Genomic DNA, 13,943 nt, shown 5'->3' on the forward strand with positions numbered 1-13,943 from the left:
CACGAACCGCCGACCTTTGTCATTACTGTAGGACGGCGGTTCGATACGTTCAGCCCTTGTGGCTGCGGAAGAAGGCGCATCCGCCCGCCAAACCCCCCCGAGTACGACCTGGTGTTCCCCTCGGAGAACTGGACGCTGCGCGACCCGAACAATGTCCAGCACCAATGGCAGCGGGTACGCGACGCGCTCGGGATCCCGGACGACATCACCGCGCACAGCTTCCGCGGTGCGGTCGCCACCATCCTCGATGACGCCGGCCTGTCCGCGCGAGTCACCGCCGATGTCCTCGGTCATGCCGACCCGTCGATGACTCAGCGCCGATACATGGCCCGCGGCCGAGTGCACCCCGCAGCAGCCGAAGCACTGCACAAGGCGGTGCACGTCGAGTGACTTTGTTGGGATATAGGTGGGATTCGAACCCCGAAACGCCAGCAGGTGGCGAGAGAAACCTACTCGCCACCTGCTGTTCTGGAGCCGCCTGGGGGAATCGAACCCCCGACCTTTTCATTACGAGTGAAGCGCTCTACCGACTGAGCTAAGGCGGCGTGCCTTTCGGCGGTGCGAGTCTATCGTCTCGCGGCTGGATCGCGAAAACCGGTGGTCGGGGGCTAGGTGGTGCGGGCGGCTATGAGGGTGGCGACCATGGCGGCGACGGCGAAGCGGGGTTTGACGTTGGTGTCGAGGGCTTCGCGGCATTCGAGGACGGCTTGGATGGAGCGGAGTAGGCCCTCGGGGCGGACGTCGGAGGCCAGTTCGCGGATCTGGTCGGACATGTCGGGGTGGGTGAGGGCGACGCCTTGGGCGTCGGGGGTGGTGGCGCGCAGGCGGACGGCGAGGGCGTCGCGGTAGAGACCGGCGACGTCGATGAGGGCGCGGTCGAGGGCGTCGCGGCCGGTGCGGGTGGCGCGGGACTTCTGGCGGCGTTCGAGGTCTTTGAGGGCTCCGGCGGAACCCCGGGTGGCCGAGGCGGTGCCCTTGCCGGTGCCGCCCGCGCCCATGGCGGTGGCCAGTTCCTCGCGTTCCTTGCCGTCGCGTTCGGCGCTGACCTGCTTGGCTTCCTCGTCGGCGGACTTCACCAGGGCATCGGCCGCCGCGTAGGCGGCACCGGGTCGCGCGGTCGCGCCGACCAGCGCCAGTGCCCGTTTGCGTCGGCTGCGCGCGTCGTCGTCGGTCGCCAGCCGACGTGCCCGGCCCACGTGACCGCCGCTGATGGACGCCGCCCAGCCGGCCGTCTTGGCATCGAGCCCGTCGCGTTCCACCAGGACCCGGGCGATGGCGTCCACCGACGGGGTGACCAGATGCACGTGGCGGCAGCGCGAACGCAGCGTCACCGAGATGTCCTCCGGATCCACCGAGGGCGCGCAGAGCAGGAAGACGGTCCGCTCCGGCGGCTCTTCCACCACCTTGAGCAGGACGTTTCCGGCGGCCTCGGTCAGGCGGTCGGCGTCCTCCACCACCACGACCTGCCAGCGCCCGGTACTCGGCCGCCGCGAGGCGACCTGCACGATCGCGCGCATCTCCTTGGTGCCGATACTCAAACCCTCCGGCACCACGCGCCGCACGTCACCGTGGGTTCCGGCCATGGTCGTGGTGCAGGCATGGCACCTCCCGCAGCCGGGACGCTCCGGATCGGTGCATTGCAGGGCGGCCGCGAACGCCAGGGCCGCCACCGACCGGCCCGAACCGGGGGGCCCGGTGAACAACCAGGAGTGCGTCATGGCCGAGGACGATCCGGTCCCGTTCCGTGCTGCCACGGCCGCGGCCGTCAGCTCGGACTCGACCGCATCCTGGCCCACCAGTCGATCGAAGACACCCGCCACGTCGTACACCCTAGCGGCTGGTGCCGACAGCCTTCGCCGTCATCGCGGCAGACGGCGGTCAGACCCGCTGATACGTCGTATTCGCCCCGTCCAGCGCCTCACGGATGATGTCGGCGTGCCCGCTGTGCTGGGCGATCTCGCGGAAGATGTTGAACAGGATATTGCGCACCGGCCAGTACTCCCGCTCCGGCGCCCAGGGCGCGGTCGGAATCGGGATCGGGGTGTCGAAGCTGTCCACCTCGCGAATCAGCTTCTCGGTGCGCTGGGCGACCACATCCCATTCGGCGAGCAGCCCGGCCACCGTCTCGTCCGGCCCCAGCCGGTACCGCGAATCCATGTCGGACAGATCGAATTTCGCGTTCTCGTCGCGCTCGACGGCGACCGTGACCCAATGTCGTTCGGTGTCGACGAGGTGATGTAGCAGGCCGCCCAGGGTGAGCTCGCTGACCGTGGTGCGCTGCCGCGCCTGGTCGTCGTCGATACCGCGCAGGGTGATGCCGAACAGCCGCCGCTGCTCGGCGAGATTGGCGATGAGGTCTTCACGCTCGCGGTCGACGGTCATCGAGAGTCCTTCCGGTGGTGCGCTTCGGCGTGCTCACACGCTACGGGAACGAACCGACAGCGAGAACCCCCGAAACGAGGGGTCGGGACGGACCGGTCACGACTTCGTGGCAGCCGCCGCCTTCTTCGCCGGAGCCTTCTTGGCGGCGGTCTTCTTCGCGGCCGTCTTCTTGGCCGCCGCACCCTCGCCCGTCGTGGCCGCGGCCTTCTTCGCGGTGGTCTTCTTGGCGGTGGTCTTCTTCGCCGCGGCCTTCTTGGCCGTCTTCTTCGCGGCCTTCTTCACCGGCCCGCGCGCCCGCCGATCCGCGAGCAGTTCGGAGGCGCGCTCATCGGTGATGGACTCGACCTCGTCGCCCTTGCGCAGGCTGGCATTGGTCTCGCCGTCGGTGACATACGGTCCGAACCGACCGTCCTTGATCACCATGGGCTTCTGCGACGCCGGATCGACACCGAGCTCACGCAGCGGCGCCGCGCTCGCCGCCTGCCCGCCGCGCCGCTTGGGCTCGGCGTAGATCTTCAGCGCCTCCTCCAGCGTCACGGTGAAGATCTGCTCCTCACCCGCCAGCGACCGTGAATCCGTGCCCTTCTTCAGGTATGGCCCGTAGCGCCCGTTCTGCGCGGTGATCTCCTCGCCGGAGGCCGGATCGACGCCCACCACCCGGGGCAGCGACAGCAGCTTGAGCGCGTCGTCGAGCGTGATCGTGCTCAGATCCATCGACTTGAACAGCGACCCGGTGCGCGGCTTCGGCGCGGCCGCCTTTTTGGCGGGCTTCTTGCCGCCGGTGTCGATATCCGCTTCGGGTTCAGGAAGGATCTCGGTGACGTACGGTCCGAAACGTCCTTCCTTGGCGACGATTTCGTGCCCGGTCTCCGGATCCTTGCCGAGGCGGCGACCCTCCTGCGGAGTGGCGAACAGCTTCTCCGCGACCTCGGGGGTCAGCTCGTCCGGCGGCAGTTCGTCGGGCAGGTTGGCCCGCTGCGAGACCGGATCCCCTTGCGGGTCATCGGGATTGACGACCATGCGCTCGAGGTACGGCCCGTACCGGCCGACCCGGACCACCACGTCGCGGCCCTCGGCATCGCTGAACAGCTTGATGGAGTTGATGAGTCGCGCGTCGATGTCGTCGAGCTGCTCGCCCACCATCTTCTTGAGCCCGCCGCTGCGCGCGACCGAACCCTCGACGCCGTGATCACCGCCGAAATAGAAGCTGGACAACCAGTTTCCGCGCTGCTCCCGTCCACCTGCGATGGCGTCGAGATCGTCCTCCATGGCCGCGGTGAAGTCGAAGTCGACCAGTCGGCCGAAGTACGCCTCCAACAGGCCGACCACCGCGAACGCCACCCAGGACGGCACCAGAGCACTGCCGCGCTTGTACACGTACCCGCGATCGAGAATGGTCTTGATGATCGACGAATAGGTCGACGGGCGACCGATGCCGAGCTCTTCGAGTGCCTTGATCAGCGAGGCTTCGGTGAATCGCGGTGGCGGATTGGTGGTGTGCCCGTCGGGGTTGAGCTCCACGGCCGTGACGCCCTGCCCCTCGGACAGCGCGGGCAACCGCGACTCGGCGTCGTCGGACTGACCGCCCGCCTCCTCGTCGACGCTCTCGACATACGCCTTCAGGAAGCCCGGGAAGGTGATGGTGCGGCCCGACGCCGAAAACACGCATTCCTCACCGGTATTCGCGACACCGGTGATGCGGACCGTCAGCGTGGTACCGCGTGCGTCCGCCATCTGAGAGGCCACGGTCCGCTGCCAAATCAGTTCGTACAAACGGAATTCGTCATTGTCGAGCCGCGAATGCAGCTGCCCCGGCGTGGCGAAGGTGTCGCCCGACGGGCGGATGGCCTCGTGCGCCTCCTGCGCGTTCTTGACCTTCCGGTTGTACTGGCGCGGAGTAGGACTCACGAATTCCGCGCCGTACAACTGCGTGGCCTGCGCCCGCGCCGCGGTGATCGCCGACTCCGACAAGGTCGTCGAGTCGGTACGCATATAGGTGATGTAACCGTTCTCGTACAGCCGCTGCGCCACCCGCATGGTGCGCTCGGAGCCGAAGCGCAGCTTGCGCGCCGCCTCCTGCTGCAGGGTCGAGGTCATGAACGGCGCGTAGGGCTTGCGCGTGTAGGGCTTGGACTCGACGGAGGTGACCGCCAGGTCCACCCCCTGCAACCCCTCCGCCAGGCGACGCGCGTGATCGGCATCGAGCACGATTACCCCGGAGGCGGTCTTGAGCAGACCGTCCGGGCCGAAGTCGCGGCCGGACGCCACCCGCGCTCCGTCCACATTCACCAACCGCGCACCGAATACCCGGGGATTCCCGGTCTCGCTCTCGCCGCCGGCGTCCAGTTTGGCCGCGATATCCCAGTACTCCGCGGAGCGGAACGCCATGCGCTCCCGCTCGCGCTGCACGATCACGCGGGTCGCCACCGACTGCACCCGGCCCGCCGACAGCTTCGGCATGACCTTCTTCCACAGCACGGGGCTGACCTCGTAGCCGTAGAGGCGGTCCAGGATGCGCCGCGTCTCCTGCGCGTCGACCAGATCCTGGTCCAGATCCCGGGTGTCGGCGGCGGCCGCGCGGATGGCGGGCTCGGTGATCTCGTGGAACACCATGCGCCGGACCGGAACCTTCGGCTTGAGGGTTTCCAGCAGATGCCACGCGATGGCCTCGCCCTCGCGGTCGGGGTCGGTGGCGAGGTAGAGCTCGTCGGCGTCGGCGAGCAGGCTCTTGAGCTCGCTGACCTTGGCCTTCTTATCCGGGCTGATCACATAGATGGGCTCGAAGTCGTTGTTGACGTCGACGCCCAGGCGCGCCCAGTCCTGTCCTTTGTATTTGGCGGGCACATCCGCCGCGCCGCGCGGCAGGTCTCGAATGTGACCGACCGACGCCTCCACGACATAGTTGCGGCCGAGGTAGGGGGCGATCTTGCGGGCCTTCGTCGGCGACTCGACGATCACGAGACGACGCAGGGGGCGCCCCCGGTCGGGCGCTGCGTTGGAGTTCGGCGCTGCACCGCGGTCTCGTGTTGCCACCGGCGAACACACCTTTCCTGTCGATCCGCGTGGCGCTGGTGCGCGCGATACGCGGCTGGGGCAAGCGGCTGCGACTACATATATCGCTGCCAGCAACGTTTATACCGTGTTGAAGCGCTGCGTCTCGGGCGCAGCGGCGATGTGGCCCCGGGTTGTGATCGAGTGTAATGGGTCCGGATATGGGTCGTCCCCCACCGCCGGGTGGCGGTGGGGGACGGATACCTGTTGGGTAGGCCCGCTCAGATCAGAGCGCGCGAACACCAGTGGCCTGCGGGCCCTTGGTGCCCTGGCCGACCTCGAACTCGACCTTCTGGTTCTCCTCGAGGGTGCGGAAGCCCGAACCCTGGATCTCGGAGTAGTGGACGAAGACGTCAGCGGACCCGTCCTCGGGCGCGATGAAGCCGAACCCCTTCTCCGCGTTGAACCACTTCACAGTTCCCTGTGCCATTCTGTTCCTTCTCTTTCCATACCGGAACGGCGGACAACGAGGTTCGTCCACCGGGTCCGTTCCGAGCGCTGTACTCTTGTTCCCCCTGCAGGAAAGCACCAAGCACACCGTTCGCAACATCGATCCTGCTGATGGTTTGGACTTTGGATCCGTCCCTCGAACACAGAAGCTTGCGACCAGGAACCAGTGAACCATGTCTTCGGTGAATTCGACAGCGGAGTTACCCACAATTTGCAAAAAAGTTGATCTTGCGAATGCGCAGGTGAGGGGCATAATGCCCAAATCCGTACTTGAAGTAGGTTTGCTTCGTGATAACCGAGCGAGCATCCGGCAAACGGGCTGTGACGCGGGTCGCTACTCTGTAGTGAAATGGCAGGTAGACCCACAGACGTACACACCGTTCGCACCCCGCCCGCGTGTCGCGGGGCATGTCCGATGAAACCGGCAGCTCGAGCAGTGCACATCGACAGTACGAGCTACGGTAGATCGTTGCTGAATCGTGTCCTGATCGGCTTCGAAAACGGTGACGACAGACTCACCCATATCAGCGAGCTACCGTCCCGTGCGGCACAGGTCACGGAATGGCCGCAATGGTCATCGCCGGACGTGGTCGAAGCGCTACAGGCGTCCGGTGTCGACACGCCGTGGACCCATCAGGCCGATACCGCCGAGCTGGCCTTTTCCGGTCGAAACGTGGTCGTCAGCACCGGCACCGCCTCCGGCAAGTCGGTCGGATACCAGCTGCCCGTCCTGACCGCGCTGCACGCGGACCCCAAGGCGACGGCCCTGTACCTGTCCCCCACCAAGGCTCTCGGAGCCGATCAACTGCGCTGTGCCACCGAGTTGACCGACGGTCCGCTCCGTCACATCCACCCCGCCTCCTACGACGGCGACACGCCGAGCGAGATCCGACAGTGGGTGCGGGCGCACAGCCGCTGGGTCTTCACCAATCCCGACATGCTGCACGTCGGCATCCTGCGCGGACATCAGCGCTGGGCCCGGCTGCTGCGCAATCTGCGGTACGTGGTGATCGATGAATGCCACACCTACCGGGGCGTATTCGGTTCCCACGTGGCGCTGGTGCTGCGGCGGCTGCGGCGACTCGCCCAGCGGTACGGGTCCGATCCGGTCTTCATCCTGTGCTCGGCCACCGCCGCGGAGCCGGCCGCGACGGCGGAGCGGCTGATCGGCGCACCGTGCACGGCGGTCACCGCGGACGGCTCGCCGCAGGGCGCCCGCACCGTGGCGCTGTGGGAGCCACCGCTGCTCGAGGGCGTGACCGGGGAGAACGGGGCCGCGGTGCGCCGCTCGGCGGGTGCGGAGGCGGCGCGGGTGATGGCCGAACTCGTGGCCGAGGGGGCGAGCACGCTCGCCTTCGTGCGGTCGCGGCGGTCCGCGGAACTGGTCGCCATGGACGCCCGGCACCTGCTCTCGGAGGTCGATCCCCAGCTCACCTCGCGTGTCGCCGCCTATCGGGCCGGATACCTGGCCGAGGACCGGCGGGCACTGGAGGCCGCCCTCTCCGACGGCTCGCTACTCGGCGTGGCGACCACCAATGCCCTGGAACTGGGCGTCGACATCGCCGGGCTGGACGCCGTGGTGGTCACCGGCTATCCGGGCACGGTGGCCTCCTTCTGGCAGCAGGCCGGGCGGGCGGGACGACGCACACAGGGGGCATTGGTGCTGCTCATCGCCCGGGACGACCCCCTCGACACGTATCTGGTCCACAATCCCGAGGCGCTGCTGGGCAAGCCCATCGAGGCCACCATCACCGACCCGCACAATCCCTACGTACTCGGGCCGCATCTGCTGTGCGCGGCCATGGAACAGCCGCTCAGCGATGCGGAAGTCCACGCCTTCGACGCCTGGGAACTGCTGTCCGACCTGGCCGAACAGGGGCTGATCCGGCGGCGCGCCCGGGCGGCGCGCGACGGCGGCGCACGCTGGTTCGTGACCGCCGACGCGCATCCGCACGACGCGGTCGACGTCCGGGGCGGTATCGGCACCACGGTGGCGGTCGTGGACGGGGAGAGCGGGCGGCTGCTCGGCACCACCGATGCCGGGCGCGCCCCCGCCACCCTGCACGAAGGGGCCGTTCACCTGCACCAGGGCGAGAGCTACGTGGTGGACGAACTGGATCTCGACGGCGGGGTGGCACTGGTGCACGCCGAGACGCCGAGTTGGACCACCAGTGCCCGCGCGGTCACGACCGTCGAGGTCGAAGCGGTCGACGACCAGCGGATTCACGGTTCGGTGACGGCCGCGCTGGCACGCGTGCTGGTCACCCGGCAGGTGGTGGGCTATCTGCGGCGGCTGCCCAGCGGCGAGGTGCTCGACATGGTGCCGCTGGACATGCCCGCGCAGCCGCTGCCGACACGGGCGGTGCTCTACACGGTCACCCCGGAACTACTGGAACGCGCTGGGATCGACGCCGGGCGTGTCGCGGGGGCGCTGCATGCCGCCGAACATGCGGCGATCGGCATGCTGCCGCTGGTCGCGACGTGCGACAGGTGGGATATCGGCGGCGTGTCGACCGCGGAGCATCCCGATACCGGACTGCCGACGGTCTTCGTCTACGACGGTCACCCGGGTGGGGCGGGCTTCGCCGAGCGCGGGTTCGCGCGGCTGCGGTACTGGCTGACGGCGACGCTGGAGGTCATCCGGTCCTGCGGATGCGCGAGCGGATGCCCGTCTTGCGTTCAGTCTCCGAAGTGCGGAAACGGCAACAACCCGCTGGACAAGGCGGGGGCCGAGCGGCTGTTGGCGGCGGTGCTGGCACAGCTGCGCGATGGTGACGACGGTCACGCCGAATCGTGACACGGCCGTCGTCGGGGTGAGATCGTTTCGCCACCTGCGCGCCTCGGCGTGTCGTGGCGGCGAGTCGGGGCCGGGGCGGACGATCCGGACGGTTCGCCGCGAGTCATGCACAGCGCAGCCCACATGTGAATAAAAAGGGATGCGATCCTGTTAACTGACCCGTTGCTCTCGGTCTCGAATGTAGACGGGTATTCACCTGTGCATTTATTCGAATCGCGGTTTGCGCATGTAATGCGTTCTGATCATTTCCAGCATTAATGAACGGCACGGCCGGACCGGAATTAGAGATTGATCATGAGCTTGTGTCGCGCACAACAGCGCCGGATGTGATGGTGATCATCAATTTTCCATCACCAACCGTTCGGTATTTGTAGACCAACCTCCCGGTATTGCGACCGCCGGGCGGTCGCCGAGCTAACCCGGGTCCACGACCGGACCCGCACGAGCCGAGGCCCGCACCACCCGCGTACCCAGCGGGCCGAGGGTTATCCCCGACTCCACGGTGACCGTCACATCCCAGCCCGCGACCACACACCCCCGAATCCGTACCCCCATGCGCTGCCCGACTCGGTTCGCCTCGGCACAGCCCGCGTCCGTGCCACGGTCCAGCCCGCCCGCCGCGGCCAGTGCGGCCAGGTCCGCCGCCGATTGGGCCTGATGTCGCGCCACCACGGCCACACCGAGCTGCGCGAGCAGCAGCGTCACGGTCAGCAGCGCAGCCAATGCCCAGGCGGCGGTGACCGTGGCCGAGCCCGCATCGGCCCGAAGTCGGGCGGGCGATACCTCGCTCATGACCGAACTCCCGGCTCGCTGACAGCCACCGCCGTGGCGCGCAGTTCGAGGCCGGGTAGCAGCGGCAGGTGGGTGGTCACCGTCGCGACGATCAGGTCCGCGTCCACGCGCACGGTGATGTCGGCTCCCGGCGGGGCCACGCGCCGGGCGGTCGGGACGGCCTCGGACCCCGCACCCCGGGCGGTGAGGCGGGCCGCCTCGCGCGCGGCGTCCACACAGCGCACCTGGGCCGAGGCGGCCAGCAGCGCACCGATGCACAGCGCCATGCCCAGCAGGATCGTCGCCAGCGCGAGCGCCGCTTCGATCGTCGCCATCCCGGCGTCGGCGCGGCATCCGCGGGGATTCGGACGCGAAACCCCCGAGGACGCCCGCGATCTCGTCAACCGACCGAGGTCTTCAACGCCTTGTCGATGACCCGGGTGAGCGCGTTGACGATGCTGTCGCCGGTGACCACCGCGTAGAGCACGGCCCCGAACGCGGCCGCGGCGATCGTTCCGATGGCGTACTCCGTAGTCTATTTTTACCTCCGTGAGTTCGCAGGTAGCGCCGCTACGGGCGCTGATAGTGGTCCGCTTGTCCAGACTGACCGATGAGAGCACGAGCCCAGAGCGTCAATTGGCGACGTGCATGGAGTTCTGTGCTCGCACCGATCGCCGATACGAAGTAGTCGGGGTGGCCGAAGACCTGGACGTTTCAGCGGGTACAACGTCCCCGTTCGACCGTCCCGAGCTTGGGCGCTGGCTCGCTCGTGACTTTGATCCCAGCGCTGTCCCAGGTCCCGAGAACCGGGTACCGGTCCCGTTCGATGTGATCGTGTTCTCTCGCCTGGATCGGCTCGTTCGCAGTGTTCCGCACCTGTGGCGGGTGCTGGAGTGGGCGAAGGCCAACAAGATTGTGCTGGTCTCCGCCAGTGAGAAGGACTTTGACCTGTCTTCCAAGTTCGGCCAAGCGATCGTGTCACTGATTGCCACGGTGGCGGAGCTGGAGTTGGACGCGATCAGGGAGCGGAACTCGAATGCGTTCCGGCACAACTTCTCTGCTGGCAAGTGGCGTGGCGGCGTACCGCCGTGGGGGTACGCGCCGGAGAAGGACGAGCATGGAAACTGGCGACTTGTCCAAGATCCAGCGCAGGTGAAGGTGATCCGTGAGGTTGTTGAGCGGGTGATGGCCGGGGCACCGTTGCGGCAGATAGCGCATGACCTGACTAAGCGGAAGGTTCTGACCCCGAAGGATCGGTTCGCACAGATCCAGGAGCGCGAGGTAAAGGGCTACGAGTGGCACTCCGGCCCGCTGAAGCGTTCCTTGTCGTCTCCGACGTTGCTTGGGCAGGTAGTGACTCGTGAGCCCGTGGTAGACGAGAACGGGCAGCCTGAGCGGGATGCGAAGGGCAAGAAGGTGTTCGGACCGGAAACCGTGGTTCGCACCGAGGACGGCAGCCCGGTAGTGAGGGCGGAGCCGATCCTGTCTCGTGCGGAGTTTGACCGGCTTCAGGTGGAGCTGAAGAGCCGGGAGAACCGCAAGGAGCCAACGATGCGGTCTAACGGCTTGCTGCTGCGGGTGATCTACTGCGGAGTCTGCGGCCGTCCCGCGTACCGGTTGAAAGGTGGTAAGGGACGAGCGGACCGGTACCGGTGTGCTTCGGCTCAGTACAAGGATCGCTGCGGGAATCTGACCGTGACGAGCGAAGACGCGGACAAGGCGGTTGAGGGGGCTGTTCTGGCGCTGCTGGGGGACTCTGAACGGCAAGAGCGGGAATGGGACGCAGGAGAAGACCATGCGGCCGAGTTGGAGACGATTGACGCACAGTTGGTGGATTTGGCCGAGGTGATCGCGTCAGGCGCGTTCTCCAAGGGCACGCCTGCCCGAGCGAAAGTGGATAGCCGGATCTCTGCGTTGAGCGTTCGACGTGAGGAACTGGCGGCGATCAAGTCGAGGCCAGCGGGCTGGGTGCTCCGGGGCACTGGCGAGCTGTTCTCGGACTGGTGGGAGCGTCAGAGCCCGGTTGAGAAGAACGTCTATCTCCGTTCGATGGGTGTGAAGGCGTCGTTCAAGCGCGGTACTGAGCAGGATTTCAGTATCGAACTGGGGAGCCTGAACAGTATGTTGGCCGGGTTGAAGTCCGGTCCGACCGCCGCGTTGGTCGCCAGGGGGATGGACACGCTGAGGCAAAACGGTGTCCAGGCGGTTGTAGCAGGTGGCCCCGGCGAGATGCCCACTCCGGTGGACGGGTTCGTGTGGGTGCAGCCGCTCGACGGCGTATGGGTGTTGACCTCGGATGAGCTTCTGGAAGCAGCGCAGGAGCGCCGGGAACTGGCCCGGCAGGAGGTTGCGGCAGACTTCCTAGACGGGCCGGGCGACTTTGATGAGGACTGGGATTAGCGCTGTGACAGAGCAAGCGGCGAGCGGTACGACCGCTCACCTGGATTTCTACCTGGACCGTGGTTGTGTTGTGGTCCCGTGCCAGCGGGGGCAGAAGAAGCTTCGCAAGGGCGCGGGTGATTGGACGGCTGAGGACTCCCGGATGCGGCGGGATGAGCTGACCGGCAATGCTGCCGTACGGAACGGTACAGGTGGCCTGCTGGTGGTGGATATCGACGCGAAACACGGTGGCTCGCTGGATCTGATGGCCGAGCGGTTTCCGGGTAGCACCGTGACTCGGACGATTCAGACCGTCTCGCCCGGTGAGGACGGGCGGCTCGGGGCACAGTTGGTCTATACGCTGCCGGATGGGTTCAAGATCGGTAGCGGCAGAGCCTTGGTGAGCAACGCTGAAGGCGCTCCGATGATCGAGGTTGCGGCGTTCGCGATGCTGCCGGGCTCACGGGCTCGTGGGTCCGATGGTGTGATGCGGACCTACACGGTGGTGCGGGATGTCTCTGTGAATCCGGCTACGCCTGAGCTGTTGGCGGCGGTCGAGGGACGGACCGTGGTCGAGGTTGACGACTTGGACATGCCCGAGATGCAGCCGGGCGAAGCTCGTCAACGGTTGGATGCACTGTTGGCCCAGATCGTTGCGGCTGGCGATGGACAGCGGAACCGCGTGTTCACCCGGTACGCGTTGCCGGTGGCGCGGTTGTGTGACCTGCTTGGAGAGGACCCGGAGCATGAGCTGACGGAGGCGTACGAGTATTCCGGCGGCGTTGATAGCTCGTGGGTGCGATCCGCAGTAAGGTCAGCGATCCGGCGAGCGGGAGACGGGCCAATCGGATGGACGTATCTGGGACCGTTGGCGGCCGAAGAACTGTCGATAATGCGGACCCGTGCGCGGTTGGCTGCGTGGCCGGGGAAGTCAGGGGCTTCCGATCGGAGAGTGTTCCTCGCTCTGGTGGATGCCTGCCTTGACTTCGGCAGGATGGAGACGCCGCTGAGTACGCGGAAACTCGCGGTTCGTGCTGGGGTGACCAGGGAGACGGTAGAAGCGTCGTTGAAGCGGCTCCAGGCCGCTGGGCGGGTGGAAACCGTGAAGCAGGGTGAGTTCACCATGCGCCGCCCGTTCCTGCGGGCGGACGACACCACCCACATACTTTCTCCATTACTAGTAAGGGAGAATAACTATCTATCAAATAATGAAGATGGTTCTAGTGGTGAAGGGGTAGATCCCCTTCACCCGGTGTGGAGTTCACCCAAGACCCCGGAGGGAGGGCTTGGGTTGGATGGTCGTCATGGTCAGTTGTTGGATCTGGTGTGCGCTGGGCTCACGACAGCCCGAGCGCTGGCCGATCACGTTGGATCTCGTCAGGACTCGATCAAGAGAACGTTGGACCGTCTAACTGAGGTCTACCTGCTGGCGAAGATTGATGGTCGGTATGTACCAGCGGACAACGTTGCTGAGTTGGCCGACCGGTTAGCGCTGGAGCTTGGTGGCGCTGAGGTCTGTGCTTACCGCGAGGACCAGTACCGGAACGAAGAACAGCGGTGGGATGAGTACCGGCAGTGGCAGAAGATTCGGCCTCGATGGGACCGGTTGACCGGTGAGCAGTGGTGGGAGCGTCCGGACGGGACTCGTATCGAGGCTCAGGCTCCACCCGAACCCGTGGAGCCCCCTGCGTTGACCGATGATGAGGTTGCGGAGCTTCGGCGAGAGCACGAACAGCAGCAGGCCGAGGAGCGCCGACGCTGGGAGGATGAACAGCTTCTACTGCGTCAGCTCGGGCTGCCGAACGAGCTGGGGTGACTGGCTTTATCTCCAGTCCCGGAGGTCGGAGCATCGCCAGCGTCCGGGGCGTCGCGATACCCATTCGCGCCATGCTCGGGCGCGTGCGGTGTACATCTCGTACAGCTCATCCGGTGAAGGTTCATGCTCTGACGACGTGTACAGCCTGATCTCGGATTGAGGTTGGTCCATGCGTGATTGGACGCACCACGCGGGCAGTGGGTTTCCGTTGTAGTGTGTCGAATCTCGGCGTGTCCCAGGGGTGGGGGTATACCCCTCCCCACCCCCTTGTGGCCCACTCTCAGGCATACGGGCCAA

The 13,943-nt window shown here is 66.6% G+C and carries 9 protein-coding genes, 1 tRNA gene and 2 pseudogenes; 4 read left to right on the top strand and 8 right to left on the bottom strand.

Translation table 11 applies throughout. From position 1 onward, the window contains the following. Nucleotides 1-102: 102 nt before the first annotated feature. A pseudogene (locus QJS31_RS19500) lies at nucleotides 103-390 on the top strand (tyrosine-type recombinase/integrase); the annotation flags it as partial. Between the two features lie 79 nt (nucleotides 391-469). Here QJS31_RS19500 and QJS31_RS19505 read toward each other — a convergent pair. From QJS31_RS19505 to QJS31_RS19525, 5 genes are all read right to left on the bottom strand, one after another. Continuing rightward, nucleotides 470-545 (bottom strand) — tRNA-Thr (locus QJS31_RS19505). A 63-nt stretch (nucleotides 546-608) separates the two neighbouring features. Next, a complete protein-coding gene (locus tag QJS31_RS19510) occupies nucleotides 609-1,820 on the bottom strand; it encodes a DNA polymerase III subunit delta' (RefSeq protein WP_306357334.1) in 1,212 nt (403 codons plus the stop codon). A gap of 58 nt (nucleotides 1,821-1,878) precedes the next feature. Further along, nucleotides 1,879-2,382, bottom strand: a complete 504-nt coding sequence (locus QJS31_RS19515; protein ID WP_143983139.1) for a DUF664 domain-containing protein — start codon at nucleotides 2,380-2,382, stop codon at nucleotides 1,879-1,881. Nucleotides 2,383-2,478: 96 nt separating this feature from the next. Beyond that, nucleotides 2,479-5,415 carry a type I DNA topoisomerase gene (gene topA / locus QJS31_RS19520; RefSeq protein WP_372341766.1) on the bottom strand — a complete coding sequence of 979 codons (2,937 nt, stop codon included), beginning with the start codon at nucleotides 5,413-5,415 and terminating at the stop codon, nucleotides 2,479-2,481. A gap of 244 nt (nucleotides 5,416-5,659) precedes the next feature. Further along, the gene (locus tag QJS31_RS19525) at nucleotides 5,660-5,863 is read right to left on the bottom strand and encodes a cold-shock protein (RefSeq protein WP_029925108.1); all 204 of its coding nucleotides are present in this window, start codon (nucleotides 5,861-5,863) and stop codon (nucleotides 5,660-5,662) included. A 435-nt stretch (nucleotides 5,864-6,298) separates the two neighbouring features. On the opposite strand from QJS31_RS19525, the gene QJS31_RS19530 reads away from it, so the two are divergent. After that, entirely contained in the window at nucleotides 6,299-8,680 is a 2,382-nt protein-coding gene (locus QJS31_RS19530) for a DEAD/DEAH box helicase (RefSeq protein WP_306357335.1), read from the top strand. A 414-nt stretch (nucleotides 8,681-9,094) separates the two neighbouring features. Here QJS31_RS19530 and QJS31_RS19535 read toward each other — a convergent pair whose 3' ends face one another. The 3 genes and pseudogenes from QJS31_RS19535 to QJS31_RS19545 all read right to left on the bottom strand — a co-directional run. After that, nucleotides 9,095-9,472: an Rv3654c family TadE-like protein gene (locus QJS31_RS19535; RefSeq protein WP_282784687.1), complete on the bottom strand. Its 378-nt coding sequence runs from the start codon at nucleotides 9,470-9,472 to the stop codon at nucleotides 9,095-9,097. Next, nucleotides 9,469-9,786: a TadE family type IV pilus minor pilin gene (locus QJS31_RS19540; protein ID WP_282784689.1), complete on the bottom strand. Its 318-nt coding sequence runs from the start codon at nucleotides 9,784-9,786 to the stop codon at nucleotides 9,469-9,471. Before QJS31_RS19540 ends, QJS31_RS19535 begins: the two co-directional genes overlap by 4 nt. A gap of 65 nt (nucleotides 9,787-9,851) precedes the next feature. Next, a pseudogene (locus tag QJS31_RS19545) lies at nucleotides 9,852-9,986 on the bottom strand (DUF4244 domain-containing protein); the annotation flags it as partial. Between the two features lie 50 nt (nucleotides 9,987-10,036). On the opposite strand from QJS31_RS19545, the gene QJS31_RS19550 reads away from it, so the two are divergent. Continuing rightward, nucleotides 10,037-11,851 carry a recombinase family protein gene (locus QJS31_RS19550; protein WP_306357448.1) on the top strand — a complete coding sequence of 605 codons (1,815 nt, stop codon included), beginning with the start codon at nucleotides 10,037-10,039 and terminating at the stop codon, nucleotides 11,849-11,851. A 4-nt stretch (nucleotides 11,852-11,855) separates the two neighbouring features. Continuing rightward, nucleotides 11,856-13,646, top strand: coding sequence for a bifunctional DNA primase/polymerase (locus QJS31_RS19555; protein ID WP_306357336.1), 1,791 nt, complete (start codon nucleotides 11,856-11,858; stop codon nucleotides 13,644-13,646). Nucleotides 13,647-13,943: the final 297 nt, after the last annotated feature.

This window comes from Nocardia sp. CC213A (assembly GCF_030766805.1).
GTDB lineage: Bacteria > Actinomycetota > Actinomycetes > Mycobacteriales > Mycobacteriaceae > Nocardia > Nocardia otitidiscaviarum.